The following is a 22,687-nucleotide window of genomic DNA, read 5'->3' as shown; positions in this document are numbered from 1 at the left end:
AAGCCTTATTTTCTAGCCAAAAGAATTTCTAAACGTGCACCAACACGTTCGGCAAGATCAGCTAAGTCGCCAACCCAATCAATGATCTGATATAAAAACATCACGTCTATGCAATTTAAATCTTTTTCAATATTCAAAAGATCTTTACGCAGTTTAACTTGCATACCATCAGTTTCATCTTCAATTTCGTCAAGTTGACTGATCATTTTAGTGACCAATTGAACTTCACGACCACGAAATCCAGTTTCTAATAAGTCATCCAATTCGTTTATTGCATCAGCGGCTTTTTCAGCAGCATCTATGCTACGTGCTACATAAGCTATAAACTGTTCTTGCAGTTCGGTGGGAATGGTTAATTTGCGTCCAAAGATACGTCCGGCAATATCTTTTGCGCGATTGGCAATTTTATCTTGTTGAGATAATAACTCTAGTAAATCAGCGCGATCAACGGGCATAAATAAACCACCCGGAAGTTCTAAACGAATTTGACGTTTTAAGTCATCCGCATCACGTTCTAATTTTGAGATTTTTGTACGCATTTTTCCTGCGGCACTCCAATCTTCTTCAGTAACTGCGGCAAAGAAAGGTACAAGTTGACTACAACACTTATGTACTATTCTAATGTGTTTTTCTAAGGGTTTAATTGGCGACTTTGCAAAAATGCCAATGATTGAATTTCTGGCCATAATTAATTTCCAGGAGCTTATGCTCTTTATTGTTATTCGCCGCGAATATTAAAGCATTTGAAAATTATTTCAAAGGCTTTATAGCAAGATAACGGCTGTTTATAGAATGATTAGCTATTATCAGTTCACTTAAAAGTATATACCTTATTAACTAAGTAAAAGCTAATTTAGTAACGTATTTACTTTTAAGATAATGATTCTAAATCTTCTGGTGTGGTGTGGCGGACAGACTTACCTTTGACAAAATATATGATGTACTCACAAATATTTTGACAACGGTCGCCAATTCGCTCCAATGCACGTGCTGACCATATAACACTCATGATCTGTGGAATAGAACGTGGGTCTTCCATCATGTAGGTCATTAGTTGACGCATTAATGCTTCATATTCGCGATCAATTTTATCATCACTTTTATGAACTTTAATCGCCGCATCAACATCCATGCGGGTAAATGCGTCTAAAGTCGCTTGTAAAAAAGTTAACACATGACGACCCAAGTTATCTAAGTTAGACAACAGGTCTTTGTGCTTACCTGATAAACTCTCTAAAGTAACATTAGCAATTTTACCGGCTTCATCACCAATACGTTCCAGGTCAGTAATGGTTTTTACAATCGCCATCACTAATCGTAAATCACCAGCTGCGGGCTGTCGCTTTGCAATAATACGCGTACACTCATCATCAATACTTACTTCTGCATTATTAATGAGGTAGTCATTACTGAGCACTTTTTTTGCTAAGGCTTCATCAGCATCACAAACCGATGTTAATGCCTCGGCTAATTGCTTTTCAACTAACCCCCCCATATGCATAACATGATTAATAATGCGTTCTAAGTCTTCGTTAAACTGGCCAGAAATATGACGACCAATATTTAAATTATCCACGGTAAAATCCTCTGTTTATCGTCAATTTAGCTTATACCAATTGTATTAACCGTAACGGCCAGTAATGTAGTCTTCCGTTTTCTTCTTCATTGGTGTGGTGAACAAAGTATTTGTATCACTATACTCAATAAGGTCGCCCATATACATAAAGGCAGTTTGGTCTGAAACACGTGCCGCTTGTTGCATGTTATGGGTAACAATAACCACGGTAAATTGTTTCTTTAAATCATTGATTAATTCTTCAATGGTTAATGTTGAAATAGGATCCAATGCCGATGTTGGCTCATCAAGCAGTAATACTTCAGGTTCAATCGCTATTGCACGGGCAATCACCAAACGCTGCTGCTGACCACCAGAAAGCCCTAAAGCACTTTCATGTAATCTATCTTTTACTTCATTCCACAACGCTGCGCTGCGCAGTGCATTTTCTGCTGCTTCGTCTAATACTCGGCGATTATTTTCACCGGTAATACGCAAACCATAAACCACATTTTCATAAATTGATTTAGGAAATGGATTAGGGCGTTGAAACACCATCCCCACTTTTCGTCGTAATGCAGCTACATCGGTATGACGGTCATAAATATTTTCGCCATTCAGATTTATCTGACCGGTAATTTTACAAATATCAACCAGATCATTCATCCGGTTAATACAACGCAGCAAGGTTGATTTACCACAACCACTTGGCCCGATAAACGCCGTTACTTGACCTTTAGGGATCGACATTGAGATATTTTGCAATGCCTGTTTGTCACCATAATATAAATCTAGGTTCTTAATCTCTAACGCTACTTGCTCTGGCGAAAGGTTATTAAGATCGAGCTTAACTCGCTGTTGTGATAATGGAACTGATAAATTTTTTGGTGTAACAGAAATCATAATGTTCTCTTTAAATCTTATTCAATAGAGGGGAATTTCTTCCCATTCATCTTTAACTTTCTAAATTGTCTTAAAATCGCTTTGTTTTATCGGCGAATATTAATGTTCTAACATACGATACTTTTCGCGCAGGCGATTACGAATTGATACCGCGGTAATATTCAACGCAACAATAATAGTCACTAATAACAAGGCTGTGGCATAAACCAAAGGTCTCGCCGCTTCAACATTTGGGCTTTGAAAGCCTACATCGTAGATGTGAAAGCCTAAGTGCATAAATTTACGGTCTAAATGTAAAAAGGGGAAATTACCATCAAGTGGTAAATTCGGCGCCATTTTCACAACACCAACTAACATCAATGGCGCAACTTCACCGGCAGCACGCGCTATGGCTAAAATTATACCTGTCATAATTGCCGGACTGGCAATAGGGAGAATAATACGCCATAAGGTTTCAGCTTTGGTTGCACCTAACGCCAAGCTACCATGCCTCATAGCAGAAGGAATACGCGATAGCCCTTCTTCGGTTGATACAATAACCACAGGTAAGGTTAAAATAGCCAAAGTAAGCGCTGACCACATTACACCTGGTGTACCAAATGTTGGGCTAGGCAAGGTTTCAGTATAAAATAATTGGTCTAAGCTACCACCTACCATATAAACAAAAAATCCTAAACCAAATACGCCATAAACAATAGATGGCACACCCGCAAGGTTAATTACCGCGATACGTAATAGCTTAGTAAGCGCATTATTACCGGCATATTCGTGTAAATAAATTGCGGCAACCACGCCGAGTGGTGAAACAATCACCGTCATCAACAACACCATTAATACCGTACCGAATATCGCAGGAAATACGCCACCTTCGGTGTTCGCCTCACGCGGATCTTCGCTAACAAATGTCCCAATTTGACTAAAAAACATTTTCAGTTTTTCAAACACGTTGAGTTTATTATTAAAGGTAACCTGTAATACATCTTCAAAGTTAATGGTAACTTTTTGTCCATCCATAGCGCGCATAACAATTTGATCACGAGATATTTTCTCACGTAAAGCCATTAATTGTTTTTCAAGCACTTGATATTCAGTCTTTAAACCCGACACTTTATCTTTAAACTCTTGCTGCAATTGCGTAGTAAGCGTGTCATCAAGTATATGCTTGCGCTCTTTTAAACGTGTGCGTTCAATTTGATAGTTAATGGCGCCAATATCAGACTTTTGTAAGTCTTCCATTTCAGTTTGAAAGTCACTAACTCGCTCAACGAGCTGTAACATTTTATTTTGTTCTACAGCCTGACCATCTAGAATAACTTCCTCGATATAACCATAAAAATTACCATTGGTGCGACGCTCAATAACCACAAGTTCTTCAGGCAATGAGGTTTTATTAATTTGTGGTACTAAAATCCAGCGAAAGTCTAAACTGACTAATTCACGGTTACCGGTTTTAATTAATAGTCGCTCAATAGTTTCCGCTGACTCGTCAATATTAAGATTTAGATGTACCAACTGTGATGCAGGTATACTTTCTCTTTCGTAAATTTCACCAATAACTGTTAAATTTTTACCTTGCTCATCAGTCATTTCAAACTGATAAATATCTGCTGGCCAAAAATAACTTAACCCGCGCCAGGCTATTAACCCCAGTAAACCTAAAACCGATATCAGGCTGATGCTAACACCACCTGCTGACAACCACACCCAAGGAGAGCCAGACTTAAACCAATTATTCATGCTATGTCGCCTTCCTTACAATGAGCTATATTTTTCACGCAAACGCTGACGTACAAATTCAGCTAGCGTATTGACTACAAAAGTAAATACAAATAAAACAAATGCGGCCAAGAACAAAATTCGATAATGAGAACTACCCACTTCCGATTCTGGCATTTCAACCGCAATATTTGCTGCAAGTGTTCTCATGCCTTGGAAAATGCTCCAATCAAGAATAGGCGTATTACCCGTTGCCATTAGCACAATCATGGTTTCTCCAACAGCGCGTCCTAGCCCCATCATAACGGCAGAAAATATGCCTGGGCTGGCGGTCAGTAACACCACTTTAATTAGGGTTTGCCATTGAGTAGCACCTAAGGCCAATGAGCCGCTAGTTAAATGTTTAGGCACACTAAATATGGCATCTTCAGCCATAGAGAATATGGTTGGAATAACTGCAAACCCCATGGCTATACCAACAACTAAAGCATTTCGTTGGTCAAAATCAATGCCTAAATCATTGGTTATAAACTGTCTAACGTCGCCACCAAACAAATGTAATTCAAGTACAGGAGATAATGCGAATGACGCATAAGCTGCCACTAAAATGGCGGGTATTAGAATGATTGGCGCCCATGTTTCAGGAATAAGTGTTTTATATTCTCGCGGTAATTTATGCCACGCAAAAGCGGTAATAAATACCGATGATGGAATAAATATCAGCAATAAACAGATAGCAGGTAAGTAAATTTCAATAATTGGCGCGAGCCAAAGCCCAGCCAAGAAACCTAAAATTACGGTTGGCAACGCTTCCATCATTTCAATCGTTGGCTTAACTTTTCGGCGCATACCTGGCGTCATAAAATAAGCAGTGTATATTGCAGCCGTTAAAGCAATAGGTACGGCAAACATCATGGCGTAAGATGCCGCTTTAATCGTACCGAATGAAATAGGTACTAAAGAGAACTTTGCTTCAAAGTCATCAGAGCCAGAAGTCGATTGCCAAATAAACTCAGGTTCTGGGTAACCTTCATACCAAACTTCTTCCCAAAGTGCTTGCCAGGTAACTTCCGGATGCTCATTTTCAACAGAGAAAATCGCTAATTCGTTATTCGTAAACATCACCAAACCATCGGCACGAGGCGCAATAGCGAAAGCTTGAGCATTACCTTGATGTAATTTACCACGCCATAAATCTGCTTCACTAGTGGTATAAAACATACCCATTTCACCTGACGGTGTTTCGGTATAAAAACTTTTACGAAATTGTTCAGTATATATGGCGACTACAGGTTCATGGTCGCTAACATTAAAACGGCGAATTTCTTTAAACTCACGCCCTTGCTCTGTTGCCACTTCAAACCACTGACTTACAGACCCCTTGTCGTCACCCAATAGAACCGAGCTACCACCAGAAAGTAACGCCATGGCGGTAATATGATTCGGTGTCGATTTGTTTTGTGCCAGTTGCGGGATAATGGTCGCTTTGAGCTCAACTTCATCGTCATCTAATGAAAACACGGCGACTTGATCACCTTGGCGAACAAACACCATGGCTAAATCGGGCGAAACTAAAATATCGTTAATTTGTTTTGCCGCGTAGTCAATTTCTTCATATTGCGCTTCATAGGCAATGTCATAACTAAAATCGTCTTCGGCTAGAAGGGTTGTTTTGATCAAGCGGTTATCATCGGTAAAACCAACGAAAACTGCTTTTTCATCATCCATGGCAAAGGACAGTTTAGTCAATGCGGCGTTATTTTCATCGATAGGTAAATATTCTTCACCTAATGGATAACGAAGACTTGGAATTATGACCCTTTCACCACTGTCAAAATTAGCAGTAAAACTTGGTACAACAAGCTGTACGTTACCCGCACTATCAAGCAATAACTTTTGCTCTTGGCCGATATTAACTAGCTGCTTTATACTTTCACCGTCAGCGGTTAGCTGCTTTGAAAGTATTTTATCGCCGGCTTTATAACCTGCGCCATCAACTAATTGATAAAAGTTAATATTGCCCTGCTCTGTAATGCTATAAGCAACTTCCTTTAATTCATCAACACCTGTTGCTAACACTTTATATTCTTCGTTGATAACAAATTTAGCTGTTACATCAACTTTTGCAGATTCAAAAATAGGTTTAATTACATAGAGTAAATACATGAATATTAACACTAAAGTAAATAAAACACTGATACCGCCTAAGGTGATAATCCATTTTGCTAATGAATTTTTCACCTTGCGATAGTTTGCTGATTTAGAAGCTATGGCCACTTAAAAATACCTTCAACTATGATGATTTTTTATAACTGCAGCGATTATAAGACAGCAACATGACAGTTTTGTGACAAGGCGCTGTTATCTCAAATAACAAATTTGAATGACTTAAATTTATAAGAAACAAGGTGCTAGTTTATTGTTATGTTATGATTTATTAACGCGTACTTATTTTAAGTAACCGTATCTATAAAAATAACAATGCATTATTGAAAAGGATAAAGGCATGAATATTAGTAAAATAATGTGTCGTGATTTAATAACCTTAGATATGGATGACACTTTAGCGAATGCTAAAAAGCTGCTTGAACAGCACAATGTGCATCATATTTTGATCAAAGATCAAGCGACATTAGCTGGTGTTATTACCGACCGTGATTTATGGAAAAACTTAAGTACTACGGTAGGTACGCGAAAAGAAACCCCGCAAGACAGTTTTATTCTGAATAAAAAAGTGCATTTGATCATGGCTCGCGATCCAATTACCGCAACAGAAGAAGTAAGCTTAACTGAAGCGATACTGCTATTTCATGACCACAAAATTTCTTGTCTTCCTATTGTCGATAAAAACCAATGTCCAATTGGTATCATTACTTGGCGCGATATCATCAAGGTTATTGCCGTACAATATCGCCGAAAAACAAATGACAATTTAACTACCCATAACGATAGTCAGGTTGAAAGTAAAAGTGATCTCGAAAGTGAGAGCACTTCACAAAGCACTAAAGGCGACAATAATAAATAAAACTTAAGAGCTACAAGATAACATCGAACAACCAGCTTTATGCTTTGCCCAAGCAGGGCGTTTTTCAGCAAACCTTTCAAACTCTGGCTGTTCATCATAAGGTTTAGTTAACACTTGCTGTAATTGATGAAGCAAAGAATAATCTTCCTGCTCAGCCAACTCAATGGCTTGCTGGGCTAAATAATTTCGCAATACATACTTAGGGTTAGTCGCATTCATTTTTTTGCTGATTTCTCCTCGACTTTTATTGCCACTATCACGAAGTTTACTATAACGCTCAAGCCAACTAGATAAAGTATCTTGATAGGTCACGGAAATTTCATTTTCATCATAAAAACATACATTCAAATGACTTAACCAAAGAGATTTATCATCAGGTAAATCAGCTAAACGTCGATAAAAAATGGTCATATCGGTTTCAACACTCATCAATATATCTTCAAGATCAACAAACAGCTTTATCTCTGCTTCACTTGCAAGTGCCGTTGTTAATTCTGTTGAGGGCTCTGTGGGGAGTTTTGCAGATGTTTTGGCGGATAGTTCAATGCCAAGCTTAGCTGCCATCATATTTTGCCACTGCTGTTGATAGTTTTGGGAGAATTTATTCAGTGCTTTTTGTAATGGCTCGGCATCGTTTATTAAAGGGAATATGGCATTAGCGAGTTGAAATAAATTCCATTGCGCAATTTCGCCTTGATCACCAAAACGATAACGTTTGCCATTAGCATCAGTGGTATTTGGCGTCCAATTTAAATCAAAGTTATCAATCCAACCATAAGGACCATAATCAATGGTTTCACCGATAATTGACATATTGTCGGTATTCATTACCCCGTGTACAAATCCCACTCGCATCCAATCAACCACGAGCTTGCAGGTTCTGTCACACACTTCATTAAACCAAGCTAAATAAACCTCAGGGCTTGGCGCGCCTAAATGTGCAAAGTCTCGCCCGATAACATAATCGACCAGCTGTGTTAGCAGGCTAAGGTCTTGTCTAGATGCGGGTAGTTGAAAGCTGCCAAAACGAATAAAAGATGATGAAACCCGACAAACTACCGCACCTTGTTCTGCCTTAGCATGGCCATCGTAGAACATATCCCTTACCACTTTATCGCCAGTAAGAGATAAACTTAATGCCCGCGTTGTCGCAATACCTAAATGAAACATAGCTTCAGAGCAAAGAAACTCGCGGACCGAAGAACGTAATACCGCAAAACCGTCAGCGGTGCGTGAATACGGTGTTGGCCCTGCACCTTTAAGCTGCAAGGTTTTATGACCATTATTTTGAGTAACAATTTCAGCAAGATTAATGGCTCGCCCGTCACCTAACTGCCCTGCCCAATGGCCAAACTGATGTCCGCCATAGCACATGGCAAATGGTTTCATATTAGCTAACAAACTATTGCCTGAAAACAACTGTAAAAATTCGGCTGAATTGACTTGCTCTTCATTCAAGCCTATTTGCTTTGCCACACTTTCGCTACTCGCGATTAACTTTGGCATTGTTGTAGTTTTCGGCTGAACAAAAGAATAGGCACACATGACTTGTCGTGGGTAATTTGTTGCCTCTTCATCAGCAACAAAGGTCGCAGTAAATTGATTGTCTAAGGTAAATGTAATATCGGACAAGGGGCTGAGCACTCTATAGTTAAGCAATGCGCTAGTATCAACTGGACGAGTGTCAAATTCAACTATCGGCTTAATAAAATGTGGGCCGTAACATGGAGTGATTTTTCTCTAGCTAAGATGAATTGCCTTTTAAAATTTAACAAATTTCCATTAATGTATTTCAATCAGTAAAGTTAAAGTCACACCACAGCGCAGCCTTTAGCTTGTATTTAGTGACTATATAAAAGATTTTATTTGCAATTTAATGTCAGAAAGAAGATATTATTTATCTGTCTTGAAAACTTCAGGGGAAGTGTTTTTTTCATGACAAGCCACTGATTGTTAAACAGCCTGTAAATTAAGTGTCGAAGGGAAGTACGGAACTTGGGTCGAATAACAGTGATTGGATGCATATATGACAGATAAAAAAAATAATACAGAAACTTTATTACAACATGTAAAAGCAATGTCTAGTGTGCTCGATAATATCGGCGCCTATGTTTACAGCAAAGATTTAACAGGTAAATATACCTACGTTAATGCCGATGTTGCAGCGTTATTTCAAATGCCAGCGCAAGATATTATAGGTAAAGATGATAGCCATTTTTTTGATTTAAATGTGCTTGATGAGTTACTTATAAATGATAGACAGGTCATCAGTGATAAGGTTTCTTTAGTTTTTGAAGAAAATAACCTCATTAAATCTACCGGTAAAGTTCACACCTATAAAGTCATTAAAAATCCTATATTCAACGATACTGGCGACATTATCGGTCTTTCAGGGATATCGACAGATATTACTGCGCAAAAGGCACTAGAAGCTGATAATCAGAATCAAAGGCATTTACTCGACGTGGTTTTAAATAATGTTGATGCCTACATTTATATGAAAGACGCTAAACGCCGATACCGCTATGTCAATAGCCGTGTAGCTGAGCTTATTGGCCTACCTGCAGAAGAAATTATTGGTAAACTCGATTCTGAAGTTGTGCCACAAAAATATGCAGAGCACTTTTGGCAAAATGACAAAGTCGTTTTTGAGCGCAACGAAAAAGTAGTAATGAACGAAACATTGGAAGATTCTGACGAAAAAATTCATCATTATCTCAGTACAAAAGTCCCTTTCCAATTAAAGGGTGATCTGCAAACGATGATAGCGTTTTCCACCGACGTAACTGAACTCTATCAACTGAAAGAAAAATTTGAACAACTCGCCAATACAGATGACTTAACCGGTATTTACAACCGCCGTTATTTTTTTGAAAATGCTAACCGAGAGTTTAAACGTGCGAAAAGGCACCAACAGTCACTGGCTGTTATCTCGCTAGATGTTGACCACTTCAAAGCGGTTAATGATCAATATGGCCACCCTATTGGCGATCAAGTGTTAATCAAAATTGCGCAATTAATTACCCCAACAATAAGAACCGAAGATATTTTCGCCCGTATTGGCGGAGAAGAATTTTCAATCTTACTGCCTAACATCACTAAAAATAAAAGCCTGCAAGCTGCCGAAAGGCTTCGTGAATTATTAGATAAAAACCCAATATTAATTCACAACAATATTAAGTTGCCAATAAAAATTAGTCTCGGTGTATCAGTAATAAAAGCAAGCGACAATTATTTTCAAGATCTCTATGCTCGCTCTGACACGGCATTATATAAAGCGAAGTCTCATGGACGAAATCACGTATATCTCATTGATTAACACCGTCGTAGCTTTATCATCATAAATTGACACGGCATTTGTACTGAGTAAATAAAACCTCATTGCCAACAAGGTAGCTATTAACCTAGAATAGCGGCATTACTAACACTGTTTCAAAAGGTCTTCCATGGCACAACCATTACCAGATAAATTCATCATGTCGATGAACCGCGTTTCAAAAGTGGTTCCTCCTAAACGCACAATTTTAAAAGACATTTCTCTTTCTTTCTTTCCTGGTGCAAAAATTGGTGTGCTAGGTCTCAATGGCTCAGGTAAATCAACTTTATTACGCATTATGGCCGGTGTTGATACCGAGTTTGAAGGTGAAGCAAAAGCACTTACGGGCACAAAGATTGGTTATTTGCCACAAGAGCCCATTTTAGATGAAGAAAAAACCGTTCGTGAAATCGTTGAAGAAGCAGTTTCTGAAGTAAAAAATGCCATGGCACGGTTAGACCAAGTTTATGCAGAATACGCTGAGCCAGAAGCAGATTTTGACGCCTTAGCAAAAGAGCAAGGGCAACTTGAAGACATTATTAATAGCCAAGACGGTCACAATATCGAAAACGTATTAGAGCGAGCAGCTGACGCTTTACGTTTACCCGAGTGGGAACAAAAAATTGGTGTACTTAGTGGTGGTGAACGTCGTCGTGTTGCACTTTGCCGTTTGTTATTACAAAAACCTGACATGTTGCTACTTGATGAACCCACTAACCATTTAGATGCTGAATCAGTTGCTTGGTTAGAGCGTTTTTTACATGATTACCCTGGCACTGTTGTAGCTATTACACATGATAGATACTTCTTAGATAATGTAGCTGGCTGGATATTAGAACTGGATAGAGGACATGGTATTCCTTATGAAGGCAACTACTCTGCATGGTTAGAGCAAAAAAATGCCCGTCTTGAGCAAGAAAGTAAAAGTGAAAGCGCGCTACAAAAAACCATTAAGCAAGAACTTGAATGGGTACGTTCAAACCCTAAAGCCCGACAATCAAAAAGCAAAGCCCGTATGGCACGCTTTGAAGAACTTAATAACCAAGATCATCAAAAGCGTAACGAAACAAATGAATTGTACATTCCACCTGGACCTCGTTTAGGCGATAAAGTATTAGATGTTAATAACCTAACAAAGTCGTTTGGCGATAGAGTACTGATTGATGACTTAAGCTTTAGTGTGCCTAAAGGCGCAATCGTCGGTATTATCGGACCAAACGGTGCGGGTAAATCAACCTTATTCAAAATAATGTCAGGCGCTGAAAAACCAGACGCTGGTACTATAGAATTGGGTGATACGGTTAAGCTTGCCAGTGTTGACCAATTTCGTGATGACATGGACAACAGCAAAACGGTATACCAAGAAATATCTCAAGGCCATGAAATATTGCAAATTGGTACTTTTGAAATTCCGAGTCGTGCTTATGTTAGCCGTTTTAACTTTAAAGGTAATGATCAACAAAAAATTATTGGTGACTTATCTGGTGGTGAGCGTAACCGTGTTCATTTAGCCAAACTTGTGCAAACCGGTGGTAACGTATTGCTGCTTGATGAGCCAACCAATGATTTAGATGTTGAAACTTTGCGTGCACTTGAAGAAGCGCTATTAGAATTTCCGGGCTGTGCCATGGTTATTTCTCATGACCGCTGGTTCCTTGACCGCATCGCTACTCATATTTTGGATTACCGTGATGAAGGTCAAATCAACTTCTATGAAGGTAACTATACCGACTACGAAGAATGGTTGAAGAAAACTTACGGCCCAGCAGCAGCTGAACCACATAGAATCAAGTATAAAAAAATAGGTTAACTAATTAGTTAACCTCAAGAAAAAGGCACCTTAATAACTTAATTAAGGTGCCTTTTTCTTAAAAGCGAGCTATGCTGAATAAACCATTTTTGGGGATAACTAAACCAATGCAGAATAGACGTCAATTTACTCGTATTCTTTTTTCTATGCCGGCAGAATTAGCAATAGGCCAACACTTGTTTAGCGTCAATATTCAGGATATATCTTTAAATGGTGCTTTGCTTTCCTTAGATACTAAGGGGCTAACCCTAAAACGAGAACTCGGTCTACTGTCATTTCAATTAGATAATTCTGAAGCTAAAATCATAATGAATGTCGCGATTGTTCATCAAGAAAAAAATGAAATTGGTGTACAATGCCATGGTATTGATATTGACAGTATAAGTTTATTACGTCGCTTGATTGAACTTAACCTCGCAGATGATGAACAATTTCATAAAGAACTCTCGCAGTTAAGCCGCGCTTAAAACCTCTGATTTCAACTGAATTTTCTAAGGACTTACTATGAATCACCTTATTATTTCTTTCATCACCGCTGACCGACCTGGCATAGTAAAAGTATTATCCGATTTACTCAGCACACATAAAGCCAATTGGCAAAAATCGAGTTTACACCACATGTCGGGTGTTTTTGCTGGCGTAGTTGAAATTGCCGTCCCCCCTGAAAACTCAGCAGCATTATCCAAAGAACTTGCTGCCTTGGCTGATTTTAAAATGCAGATTGAGCATGTGCAAAGTAATGATATAGCACCTGAAACCTTGCTTGTTTTAGAGTTAACAGCAAACGATAGAGCCGGTATAGTGCAAGAAATTTCTTCAACCATTCATCATCATGGTGGCAACTTACTTAAACTGGTCAGTAAACAAGAAAGCGCACCGCATTCGGGTCATAAATTATTTAAAGCAAAAGTGACTATTTCCGCAGACAAACATAATATCGATACCATGATTGATGCGCTTGAAAACCTCGCGGATGATTTGATGGTAGATATTTCTCGTTAAGTTAAAAGCCTACCAGACTGACTAGGTATAGTCATTTCAGTAATACAGGTGCAATTACCGAGGTATACTAATACCATGGAGCCAGAATGGCTAGGAACTGCCTGAACAGCGCTGCTCTTTCACATCCATGAGACCGCAGCATACCGTTCGTCCTGAACAGCGCTGCTCTTTCACATCCATGTGACCGCAGCATACCGTTCGTCCTGAACATAAAAAAGTCCATAATCATTTCTGATTACGGACTTTTTTATGTGTTAATTTTTCCGTTTGAGCTTATAAGTCTAACTTTTTAAACTCTTTGGCAACAACCGAAGCGGGTAATGGAATATAGCCATCTTTCTCTACAATGGCTTGTCCTGATTTTGATAACACCATTTTCAAAAACTCAGCTTCCATAGGTGCTAAAGGTTTGTTTGGGTGTTTGTTAACATAAACATACAAAAATCGCGATAATGGGTATTTTTTAGAAACGGCATTTTCCATGTTAGCCTCGATAAAATCCTCACCTTTTTTAGCCAGTGGTAATGCACGTACACCCGAGGTTTTATAACCAATACCTGAATAACCAATGCCGTTTAGCGATGCCGAAACCGATTGTACAACCGACGCTGAACCTGGTTGTTCGTTAACACTGTTTTTAAAGTCTCCTTTGCATAGCGCTTTCTTTTTGAAGTAACCATAAGTACCTGATACAGAATTACGGCCATACAATTGCACATCTTTACCAGTCCAATCACCTGTTAAGCCTAAATCTCCCCAGCGGTCAACATCTTTTACGGCGCCACATTTACGGTTATTTGAAAAAATAGCATCAACTTGATCAATACGAAGACCTTTTATCGGGTTGTCTTTGTGCACAAATACAGCTAAAGCATCAATTGCAACACGAACAGCCGTTGGTTTGTAACCATAACGCTTCTCAAATGCTTCAATTTCACTTGACTTCATCTTACGGCTCATAGGCCCAAGATTAGACGTTGCTTCTGTTAATGCCGGTGGCGCGGTAGATGAACCTGCTGCTTGAATTTGCACGTTAACATTCGGATAAGTACGTTTAAACTCTTCCGCCCAAAATGTCATCATATTGGCTAATGTATCTGAGCCAACAGACGAAACATTGCCTGAAACACCACTTACTTTTTTATAGATTGGTAAATCATTATCAACTGCAAATGCAGAAAAACTGATAAGACTTGATAAACCAATAACGCCTAATGTACGTTTTAAACTCATGTTACTCTCCGATGAGAAATGTAATTAATTTGAGAACACTATAGAAAGTGAATATGACAATAATAAGTAAAGTTTGTGACACTTGTATGACAAACCTAAAAAAGCTGTCAGTTTTAAGTTTACTTGTAGAAGGCTGGATTTTTGAGTACCAGGTTAAGCATTTTATTTTAAAGTACAAATACCAAAGCCCTAGTGAGCTTTATATTTAAAGCTGACTTGCTGACCAAGTTTATAGGCACAAAGTATATAGCGTTTTAACGTTGCTAAGTGATAGATTGGGTAGTCAAAACTATACAGACAATAAAGGTAAAATTAATTGCAAATGACTTTTATTATTCTTAGATATGTTATTTAAATCTTAAGATAGAAAAATAACCCGACAATGAGATTTAGTAATGTGGGTAAGCATATTAACAAGCCTATTATTTAGCTATTTCAGGACTGAAACAGATAATAAACTCACTACCTTTTTGCCATTCACTCTCAATTGAAAGCTCACCATGATGGTGATTCAACACGTGCTTAACTATCGCTAAACCTAACCCAGAGCCACCGGTATTGCGTGACCTTGACTTATCGACACGGAAAAAACGTTCAGTTAAACGATTAACATGTTCAGGTTTAATACCAGAGCCATTATCTTTAACACTAAAACGTATTTTATTGCCATCATTTCGAAGCGTCACAGCAATAACACCATTTGCAGGAGTATAAGCAATGGCATTTGAAATTAAATTCAAGCAAGCACTTTTTAGTTCGTGTTCATTGCCATTAATGCTTATATTAGGCGAAATGTTTTCGTGAATAGCATGGTTTTTATCTTGATTTAACCACTTCACTTCTTCAAGTATTGTTAGGATCAAACGCGATAAGTCGATTTGTTGATGATTATCAGCATCGACATTATTCTCAACCCTTGATAACACCAACAGTTGCTCAACTAGCCTATCCATTCGTGATACTTGTGTTTCTATTGTGGTGAAAGCTTTTTGCCAATGAGGCTCCAGCGCAGCATCGCTAGCTTGTACCATTTCAACATAACCGCGCACCACAGTTAATGGAGTTTTTAGCTCATGAGAAACATTAGCAACAAAATCACGACGCATTTCTTCTAGCCGTTGTATTTTACTAATATCTCGCGCTAATAATAAAATTTGATCACTGCCGTAAGCCATCATACGTAGCTCAAGCTGTAACTCATTATTTATTGGTGAAATAATTAAACAAGGGCTATCAAAGTCACCATCGTCTAAATATTTAGAAAATTCAGGAAATCGAATCAAATTATTGATACGTAAACCAACATCTTCAGGCCAACGCACACCCAAAAGTTGTGATGCTTTTTTGTTTCCCCACAAAATAATCAGTTCAGTTGACAGCACTAATGCCGCATCTGGCAGTGCTTCAGCACCATCACGAAACTTGCGAATACGTTCATTCAATTGCTTTTGTTTTAAACGTTGTTTGCGAATTCGGCGATAAAGACCATCGTATATACGGCCCCAAATTCCATTAGCTTGTGGTGGTGCTATAGATTTACCTAGCCACAACCACTTTATCAATTTGAATAAGTGGTTGTAATGCCAGGCAAGCAGACATAGTGATACAAGACTTACAACGAGAAATGTTTGGTCAAATAAATAGCCAACAAAACCACTGATAATCAGTAAACTAATAATACGCGTAAAAAGCGTTCTGGCTGAGATGCGAAAATACATAAATTAACGATTAACCTGAGGTTTGAATCTTGCCCGAAAAGCGATAACCAGAACCCCGTACAGTCTGAATAAAGTCTTCGTGACCTTCACCAGAAATAGCTTTACGCAAACGTCGAATATGCACATCAACCGTTCTATCTTCAACATAAACGTTTGTGCCCCATACGTTATCAAGTAACTGCTCTCGGCTATAAACCCGTTCAGTGTGGGTCAGGAAAAAATGTAACAAACGAAACTCCGTTGGCCCAAGATCTAAACTTTTATCATTAATTGACACCCGGTGCGCTACCGGATCAAGATTAATGCCGTGAAAATCAATCGCCTCTTCCAACGCGGTAGGCGATACTCGACGAATAACCGCTTTAATACGAGCAATTAATTCTTTCGGTGAAAAAGGTTTAGTTACATAGTCATCGATACCCGCATCAAAACCTTTAACTTTATCATCTTCGTCTGCTCTTGCTGTTAACATGATAATTGGAATAGTACGGGTATACTCATTTTGTTTTAATGATTTGGCTAACTTTACGCCCGTGCCACCAGGTAACATCCAATCAAGCAAAATTAAATCGGGATAAGGTTCTTTAATTTTAGCTTGTGCTTGCTCTATCGTTTCAGCTTCTATGGCATTGAAACCATTTTGCTCTAAAACAAAGGTGATCATTTCTCTTATTGGAGCTTCGTCTTCAACAACCAAAATCTGTCTACTCATGTATCCTTCCTAATCGCCTAATCGTATAGTAAACATTGTGATAAATTATTGTGACAGTTTCATGACAACGATAGAATTATTACCATTGGGTTAATTTATTAAGCCCTTAGCAAAATCAATCTGTTTGTTATTGTTGTTATGATCATCGATACCAAACAATTAGGCAAGAAAAAAGCCGCATAATGCGGCTTAATAATTAGATATGACTAAAAGCTGTTTACCCTTATATCTTTTGATGACAAAAACCTACCATCGATATTAAAAGTTATATTCAATACCCGCAGCTAAGTAGTCTTGGTCTTCGCCACTGTCCATATCAAAGGTAGTATAGAAAGTGTATAACTTAGTGCTTTTGGCTAATGAATAATCTGCACCAATAGTAATACCAGATTTATCATCGCCATCTTTAAAGTCAGCCGCTTGATATTGGCCTTTAAAGGTTATTTTATCCATTTTATATTTAGCCGATACCATGAAACCATCCATTTCATCGCTACCGTCAACTTTTTCTTGAATTTGCAACATAGCACCTAAAACAACACCTGACACTTTACCTTGCACCGTTGCACGAGTGATATCATAGCCATTAACTTCTGCATCAACAGCAACTGAGGCGAATATTTTTGATTTTTTCAATTTAGCGTCACCGTAAAATACCGCTACAGAAACACCATCTTCTTCGTCAACGGCATCTTCAGCGATATAAGTAACACCTACTTGAAAATTATTAAATTTAGGTGATTTATAAGAAAGTGTGTCCGCCATGCGGTTTTCACCTTTCCATAAACTTTTGATATCACCATTTAAATCACTAAACAAATCAACTTTGCCTTGTGATTGCTTAAGCATAGTGTCATTTTTACCCAATAAAACCTCACCAAAACTACCGGCTAAGCCAACATACTGGTTACGATCAGTAATGCTATCACCTTTTGCACTATCACCATCTAAGTCAACCTGAAACTCTGCTTTATAGATAACCGTTAAGCCATCGCTGAGTTCATGTGTTCCTTTAAGCCCAATGCGCGAAGCGTTACTTTTGACTTCGGTGAATGACCCTTCTCCTTCATCTGAAGATTGCAAAGAAAGATTTGCTTTACCGTAAACTTCAACATCAGCTGCAAATGCCGACAATGATAAAGAAGACAATAAAACGACAGCGATTTTGTTGTAAGTATGTTTCATGTTGATACCTTTAAGAATTGATTATGGCTAAAAAATAATTGCGTTCATTTTGCCTAACCTTTATGACATTTTTGTGACATCTAGAAATAATTTTCCACAATTTTAACAAAAATTACAATTTTTAATAACATCGACATCAAACTTTTATTATTTTTTTCAGTAAATTAATGACATACCGTCATTTTTAATACGTTGGGCTGAAGTAACTGCTTTTATCTAAACTCCAGATTATTAATTAAAAGTCATTAAATTTTAAAAAAAACTTTTAACCTTATCTAAAACAGCTAGAATCAAGAAATACTAAATAAAAGAAATATTTAATGAAAGCAACTAGCCTGTCACGAAAATTACTTACACGAGTGTTGTCGTTTTACTTCGTCCTGACATTTATCGTTACTTGTGTGCAGATTGGTGCAGAATACATCAATACTAAAAACCATATTGCCAATGAACTATTAACGCTAGAGAAAACCTTTAGTGGCAGTTTAACTCGCGCTGTATGGGAGCTTAATACCCAGCAAGCGATATCTATCGCGGAAGGCTTAGTCGCTATACCAATGATTAAAGGCATAGCGGTTACTGATGAAAACAACAAGATCATCGCACAATTAGGCTTAGCCCCTGATGAAGAAACCCTTTATATTGAGTCGGTTGACGATGACACTGATAACCGTAAATATTTTAATGTTTCCTCCCACAACAGTGGTTTGTTTGGTCATGCCTTTCCATTAATTTTTGAGTTTTCAGGACGTACGACCCAAGTTGGCTCAGTAACTTTATTATCAAGCAACGAAGTGATTTTTAACCGAATACAGGTCGGTATCTATTTTTTAATCGGTAATGCCATGGTTAAAACAGCAGCTCTGGTGATATTATTTTCTTTGGCTTTCTCAAGCCTTTTAACCAACCCACTGAACGAATTAACCGAACAAATTAACCAGTTTGATATAGACGATCCAGAGGCATCTAAACTGCACATAATTAACTACGAAAATAACGAATTAAATATTCTCCAAAATGCCTACAATAATTTAATTGATGAACTGGTGGTCTACAAAGAGAAGCTCACCCTTGCACAAAGTAAAATTATATCTGCTAACAGTAAGCTTGATGAGCAAAACCTGATGCTTGAGCAAGAGGTGGCGCGTAAAACATCTTCACTGAGTACCACCATGTTAAAAATGGAAATGCAGCAGCGTGAGCTACTCGAACAGCAGAAAAAGCTACAAGCTGAAAATAGCCGCAGAAGCATCACAGAAAAAACCCTACTGGGTACAAATCACGAATTAAAAAGTTCTATTATCGAATTAAAAAAAGCGCAAGAGCGTTTACTTGATGCTGAAAAAATGGCTGTTCTTGGCAGTATGTCTGCAGAAGTTACCCATGAAATTAATACTCCAATAGGTGTCAGCATAACGTCGACATCTTATCTGGCAGACTTACTCACTGAGCTTAAATCAGACATAGATAACAATAAACTGTCAAAACGCGTGCTTAATGATTTTACAGAGAATTCAGAACAAGGCCTGACCTTATTATTAAAAAACCTAGAACGTGCATCTGAATTAATCACTAGTTATAAACAAGTGGCGGTTGATCAGATAAGTGAAAAAATTCGTCATGTTAATCTTGGCAAATATATTGATGAAATTATTCATTCATTACACCCTAAATTGAAAAAAACCAACCACTCAATTAAGGTAGATTGCCCTAAAGATTCTGAAATATATTGTCATGCTGGCGCTATTTCTCAAATATTTACTAACTTAATCATTAATTCAGTCATCCATGGTTTTAAAGATAAAAATCGCGGTGTCATTAACATTTTAGTGCAATTTAACGGTGAGCACGTTCATATCACCTATAAAGACAATGGCCAGGGTTTAACTAGCGAACAATTAGAACACCTCTTTGACCCATTTTATACTACAGCAGGAAATAGAGGTGGCACAGGCTTAGGCACCCACATAGTCCATAATCTTGTAAACGACACATTAAATGGCAGTGTTAATGCAAGTTCTGTCCTTGGAGAAGGTCTCACTTACGATATTAAGTTTGATAATATGCGATGAACACTAGTTAACAAGCGAGAATAATCTAAGTCGTGCGTGATACAAATAAGTACGGTAATATAGCCGTCGTTTTTCAATTATTCGCCCACTGTTATCGGGCATAGGATTATCTTAATGTGGTTTAAAAACCTTTACTTTTTTGCCTTTACTAGCCCTTTTGAATGTTCTGAAGAAGATTTAGAAAAGCAATTATCTGAAAATTTATTTACTCCTTGTGCTTCGACTGAGCAATCACATTTTGGTTGGGTCAATGCATTAGGCAAGCACGGCGATACAACCGTACACGCGGTAAACGGTAATTATTTATTATGTGCCCGCAAAGAAGAAAAAATTCTACCTGCTCCTGTTGTTAAAGATATGATCGAACAAAAAGTAGCGCAATTAGAAGCAGAACAATCACGCGGCGCCACTAAAAAAGAAAAAGAGCAATTTAAAGAAGATATTATTTTTGAGTTATTACCTCGCGCATTTTCTCGCTTTAGTGACACCCGTGCTTACATCAACCCGGTTCATAACATTATTGTTATCGATACTAGTAGTAGAGGTAAAGCTGAAGACTTTTTAGCACTTTTGCGTAAGTCACTTGGCACATTGCCAGTAACGACTCCGTCACCAGAAAAAGCTCCAGATGAAGTCATGACTGAATGGTTAGTGGAAAGTAACTTAGGTACTAACTTTCAATTGGGTATGGAAGCAGAATTTAATGCTTTAGGCGATGACGGCGCAGTGGTAAGAGTTAAAAACCAAGATCTCACTAGCGAAGAAATTAAAGCACACTTAGACGCTGATAAATACGTCGTAAAAATTGCCCTAGAATGGGACGAATCCTTATCGTTTATATTATGTGACGATTTGGCTATCAAACGCCTTAAATTCTATGACGTTATTCAAGAGCAAAACGACGATATAGATGGTGATGACGTAGTAGCTAAGCTCGATGCTGACTTTGCCTTAATGGCAGGCGAGTTAAATCGTTTTATAGATAATCTATTAGCTGAGTTTTCACTAAAAGCTAGCGATTACTTAGAAGCATAAGTTAGAAGAATAGGTTAGATAAACAATTTAGAAGCCTAATTAACAGTTAAAAGTACTTCTAAAGTTTAATAATGATGAAAAAGGCGCTAACCAGCGCTTTTTTTTATACTTTCAATTTATAGCAATCGACTTAAATTAATAGGATTAATAGCTAAATAATAACAACTCAAGGGACAACAAAGTAAATCAACTCACTATTAATTCAACTAAAACATAGCTCTAGCTTTTGCTAACATTTCACTGAATTCATCTGAGTCCATAAACTTTACTTTAGGTAAAATACCTTTAGCTACATAGCTTTTAAGTAAAAAGTCTCGTGTTGACTCACTTTTAAATATTTCATGATAAACCGCCCCTGCCCGAATAAAGTCAAGGTAATGAGCCTCTTTTGGCAACAGAGTTAAATCACTCCAAGACATCACTAATTCAGTAAACTCTTCAGAAAAACCCCAAGATTTTGTCACTTCACCACCAATCTCATTAGAAAATTTTATAATGGCTTTGTTTAAAAATGTTGGATTAGCAAATACTTCAGGATGACCTTCTGCTTCTGTTAATATTGGTAAAATACCAATATTATGAATCAGCGCAGCTAATGTTAAGCTATCAAGCGTGAGTGTGGTTTGTTTATTTTTTTGTACATATAAGGTCATGAGTGCGATAGCAACCGAGGCAACATCAACGGTTTTACGCCACGACCTTTGCATATACTCTGCAACAACTTGATTATTAGAGACAAACATTTGCTCAACAGCCATTGCCGTTGCAATACTTTTAATTTGTCTTAAGCCGATACGAGTTACAGCTTTAGCGACTGACTCAACCTTAACTTCTCGACCGAATGCAACGCTATTTGCTACTTTTAACATCCCTAAAGATAATGCCGCATCGTGGGCAATAATGTCGCTCATTTGCCCTAAATTAATATTTGGGTCATCTGTAGCTTGTCTCACTTTTAACGCTATTTCGGGTAAGGTAGGTAACACTAACGCATCTTGTCTTATTTTTTCGATCAATATTATATAAAGTGCGTTTTCTGCGCCCATGAAATCTCCTTGCTATCAACGTTTATTAATTCTCCAATTTACCACCATACATTTAAATTTTAGTAATTAAAAGCCTGCTATTGATGGTTTTATAATTTTTAGTCGAAAGTTTGATCTATATAGATAAGTTAATACCTTGTTGTGGTGCTAACTTATCGCTAGGTAGTGTTAAGCGTTATCTAAAAGTAGCGATGCCATATGCTAGCCATAAACAGAAAATAAGGGGCAATAAGCTTGGCTCTAGCTATGGAAAGTAAATAAATTAATGGTGATCTGGTGAGGTATACTTTGATAGATGTAGCTATCTACTGAAATCATTTTATGGCATAAATAAGGAGCGCCTTAGCACTCTTTATTTA

18 protein-coding genes are annotated in these 22,687 nt (G+C 37.8%); 7 read left to right on the top strand and 11 right to left on the bottom strand.

The window, feature by feature from the left end; translation table 11 throughout:
- Window positions 1-5: 5 nt before the first annotated feature.
- The 5 genes from H4J38_RS06020 to H4J38_RS06000 form a co-directional block, all read right to left on the bottom strand.
- Window positions 6-686 (bottom strand): TIGR00153 family protein, encoded by a 681-nt coding sequence (locus tag H4J38_RS06020; protein ID WP_182130516.1) that lies wholly within the window; start codon window positions 684-686, stop codon window positions 6-8.
- A gap of 185 nt (window positions 687-871) precedes the next feature.
- Window positions 872-1,576 (bottom strand): phosphate signaling complex protein PhoU, encoded by a 705-nt coding sequence (phoU, locus tag H4J38_RS06015; protein ID WP_182130514.1) that lies wholly within the window; start codon window positions 1,574-1,576, stop codon window positions 872-874.
- A gap of 45 nt (window positions 1,577-1,621) precedes the next feature.
- On the bottom strand, window positions 1,622-2,458 hold the full coding sequence (gene pstB / locus H4J38_RS06010; RefSeq protein WP_182130512.1) for a phosphate ABC transporter ATP-binding protein PstB: 837 nt from the start codon (window positions 2,456-2,458) through the stop codon (window positions 1,622-1,624).
- A gap of 99 nt (window positions 2,459-2,557) precedes the next feature.
- Window positions 2,558-4,195, bottom strand: a complete 1,638-nt coding sequence (pstA, locus tag H4J38_RS06005; RefSeq protein WP_182130510.1) for a phosphate ABC transporter permease PstA — start codon at window positions 4,193-4,195, stop codon at window positions 2,558-2,560.
- 15 nt (window positions 4,196-4,210) lie between these two features.
- On the bottom strand, window positions 4,211-6,451 hold the full coding sequence (locus tag H4J38_RS06000; RefSeq protein WP_310733450.1) for an ABC transporter permease subunit: 2,241 nt from the start codon (window positions 6,449-6,451) through the stop codon (window positions 4,211-4,213).
- Window positions 6,452-6,680: 229 nt separating this feature from the next.
- Between H4J38_RS06000 and H4J38_RS05995 the strand changes: the two genes are divergently transcribed.
- Complete coding sequence (locus H4J38_RS05995) at window positions 6,681-7,199, top strand: CBS domain-containing protein (protein ID WP_182130508.1); 519 nt, start codon at window positions 6,681-6,683, stop codon at window positions 7,197-7,199.
- A gap of 3 nt (window positions 7,200-7,202) precedes the next feature.
- Here H4J38_RS05995 and H4J38_RS05990 read toward each other — a convergent pair whose 3' ends face one another.
- Window positions 7,203-8,831 (bottom strand): YdiU family protein, encoded by a 1,629-nt coding sequence (locus H4J38_RS05990; RefSeq protein WP_182130506.1) that lies wholly within the window; start codon window positions 8,829-8,831, stop codon window positions 7,203-7,205.
- A 394-nt stretch (window positions 8,832-9,225) separates the two neighbouring features.
- Between H4J38_RS05990 and H4J38_RS05985 the strand changes: the two genes are divergently transcribed.
- From H4J38_RS05985 to H4J38_RS05970, 4 genes are all read left to right on the top strand, one after another.
- The gene (locus H4J38_RS05985) at window positions 9,226-10,518 is read left to right on the top strand and encodes a diguanylate cyclase (RefSeq protein ID WP_182130504.1); all 1,293 of its coding nucleotides are present in this window, start codon (window positions 9,226-9,228) and stop codon (window positions 10,516-10,518) included.
- Window positions 10,519-10,645: 127 nt separating this feature from the next.
- Window positions 10,646-12,325 carry an energy-dependent translational throttle protein EttA gene (gene ettA, locus H4J38_RS05980; RefSeq protein WP_182130502.1) on the top strand — a complete coding sequence of 560 codons (1,680 nt, stop codon included), beginning with the start codon at window positions 10,646-10,648 and terminating at the stop codon, window positions 12,323-12,325.
- Window positions 12,326-12,432: 107 nt separating this feature from the next.
- Window positions 12,433-12,792 carry a PilZ domain-containing protein gene (locus tag H4J38_RS05975; protein ID WP_182130500.1) on the top strand — a complete coding sequence of 120 codons (360 nt, stop codon included), beginning with the start codon at window positions 12,433-12,435 and terminating at the stop codon, window positions 12,790-12,792.
- Window positions 12,793-12,829: 37 nt separating this feature from the next.
- Window positions 12,830-13,327 (top strand): glycine cleavage system protein R, encoded by a 498-nt coding sequence (locus H4J38_RS05970; RefSeq protein ID WP_182130498.1) that lies wholly within the window; start codon window positions 12,830-12,832, stop codon window positions 13,325-13,327.
- Window positions 13,328-13,600: 273 nt separating this feature from the next.
- Here the strand turns inward: H4J38_RS05970 and H4J38_RS05965 are convergent, their stop codons facing one another.
- The 4 genes from H4J38_RS05965 to H4J38_RS05950 form a co-directional block, all read right to left on the bottom strand.
- Window positions 13,601-14,560: a PstS family phosphate ABC transporter substrate-binding protein gene (locus tag H4J38_RS05965; protein ID WP_182130496.1), complete on the bottom strand. Its 960-nt coding sequence runs from the start codon at window positions 14,558-14,560 to the stop codon at window positions 13,601-13,603.
- A gap of 422 nt (window positions 14,561-14,982) precedes the next feature.
- Window positions 14,983-16,278 carry a phosphate regulon sensor histidine kinase PhoR gene (phoR, locus tag H4J38_RS05960; RefSeq protein WP_182130494.1) on the bottom strand — a complete coding sequence of 432 codons (1,296 nt, stop codon included), beginning with the start codon at window positions 16,276-16,278 and terminating at the stop codon, window positions 14,983-14,985.
- A gap of 10 nt (window positions 16,279-16,288) precedes the next feature.
- Complete coding sequence (phoB, locus tag H4J38_RS05955; RefSeq protein WP_182130492.1) at window positions 16,289-16,990, bottom strand: phosphate regulon transcriptional regulator PhoB; 702 nt, start codon at window positions 16,988-16,990, stop codon at window positions 16,289-16,291.
- A 258-nt stretch (window positions 16,991-17,248) separates the two neighbouring features.
- A complete protein-coding gene (locus H4J38_RS05950; protein ID WP_182130490.1) occupies window positions 17,249-18,175 on the bottom strand; it encodes a porin in 927 nt (308 codons plus the stop codon).
- Window positions 18,176-18,495: 320 nt separating this feature from the next.
- On the opposite strand from H4J38_RS05950, the gene H4J38_RS05945 reads away from it, so the two are divergent.
- Together H4J38_RS05945 and rdgC are read left to right on the top strand one after the other, a co-directional pair.
- Window positions 18,496-20,247 carry a sensor histidine kinase gene (locus tag H4J38_RS05945; RefSeq protein WP_182130488.1) on the top strand — a complete coding sequence of 584 codons (1,752 nt, stop codon included), beginning with the start codon at window positions 18,496-18,498 and terminating at the stop codon, window positions 20,245-20,247.
- 114 nt (window positions 20,248-20,361) lie between these two features.
- Complete coding sequence (gene rdgC, locus H4J38_RS05940; RefSeq protein ID WP_182130486.1) at window positions 20,362-21,282, top strand: recombination-associated protein RdgC; 921 nt, start codon at window positions 20,362-20,364, stop codon at window positions 21,280-21,282.
- 206 nt (window positions 21,283-21,488) lie between these two features.
- On the opposite strand, the gene H4J38_RS05935 is transcribed toward rdgC, so the two are convergent.
- The gene (locus H4J38_RS05935; protein WP_182130484.1) at window positions 21,489-22,328 is read right to left on the bottom strand and encodes an HDOD domain-containing protein; all 840 of its coding nucleotides are present in this window, start codon (window positions 22,326-22,328) and stop codon (window positions 21,489-21,491) included.
- Between the last annotated feature and the right edge of the window lie 359 nt (window positions 22,329-22,687).

It is taken from the genome of Colwellia sp. BRX10-3 (genome assembly GCF_014077505.1).
GTDB lineage: Bacteria > Pseudomonadota > Gammaproteobacteria > Enterobacterales > Alteromonadaceae > Cognaticolwellia.
Note: the sequence above shows the minus strand (reverse complement) of the source record. Positions and strands in the feature narration are given on the sequence as shown.

What these genes read in the sequence shown, in the direction of transcription:
- H4J38_RS05935 (WP_182130484.1), bottom strand. Translation starts at nt 22,328, where the DNA reads ATGGGCGCAGAAAACGCACTTTATATAATATTGATCGAAAAAATAAGA.
- H4J38_RS06020 (WP_182130516.1), bottom strand. Translation starts at nt 686, where the DNA reads ATGGCCAGAAATTCAATCATTGGCATTTTTGCAAAGTCGCCAATTAAA.
- pstB (WP_182130512.1), bottom strand. Translation starts at nt 2,458, where the DNA reads ATGATTTCTGTTACACCAAAAAATTTATCAGTTCCATTATCACAACAG.
- phoB (WP_182130492.1), bottom strand. Translation starts at nt 16,990, where the DNA reads ATGAGTAGACAGATTTTGGTTGTTGAAGACGAAGCTCCAATAAGAGAA.
- H4J38_RS05945 (WP_182130488.1), top strand. Translation starts at nt 18,496, where the DNA reads ATGAAAGCAACTAGCCTGTCACGAAAATTACTTACACGAGTGTTGTCG.
- H4J38_RS05975 (WP_182130500.1), top strand. Translation starts at nt 12,433, where the DNA reads ATGCAGAATAGACGTCAATTTACTCGTATTCTTTTTTCTATGCCGGCA.
- H4J38_RS05950 (WP_182130490.1), bottom strand. Translation starts at nt 18,175, where the DNA reads ATGAAACATACTTACAACAAAATCGCTGTCGTTTTATTGTCTTCTTTA.
- rdgC (WP_182130486.1), top strand. Translation starts at nt 20,362, where the DNA reads ATGTGGTTTAAAAACCTTTACTTTTTTGCCTTTACTAGCCCTTTTGAA.
- ettA (WP_182130502.1), top strand. Translation starts at nt 10,646, where the DNA reads ATGGCACAACCATTACCAGATAAATTCATCATGTCGATGAACCGCGTT.
- H4J38_RS05965 (WP_182130496.1), bottom strand. Translation starts at nt 14,560, where the DNA reads ATGAGTTTAAAACGTACATTAGGCGTTATTGGTTTATCAAGTCTTATC.
- H4J38_RS05970 (WP_182130498.1), top strand. Translation starts at nt 12,830, where the DNA reads ATGAATCACCTTATTATTTCTTTCATCACCGCTGACCGACCTGGCATA.
- pstA (WP_182130510.1), bottom strand. Translation starts at nt 4,195, where the DNA reads ATGAATAATTGGTTTAAGTCTGGCTCTCCTTGGGTGTGGTTGTCAGCA.
- H4J38_RS05985 (WP_182130504.1), top strand. Translation starts at nt 9,226, where the DNA reads ATGACAGATAAAAAAAATAATACAGAAACTTTATTACAACATGTAAAA.
- phoR (WP_182130494.1), bottom strand. Translation starts at nt 16,278, where the DNA reads ATGTATTTTCGCATCTCAGCCAGAACGCTTTTTACGCGTATTATTAGT.
- H4J38_RS05995 (WP_182130508.1), top strand. Translation starts at nt 6,681, where the DNA reads ATGAATATTAGTAAAATAATGTGTCGTGATTTAATAACCTTAGATATG.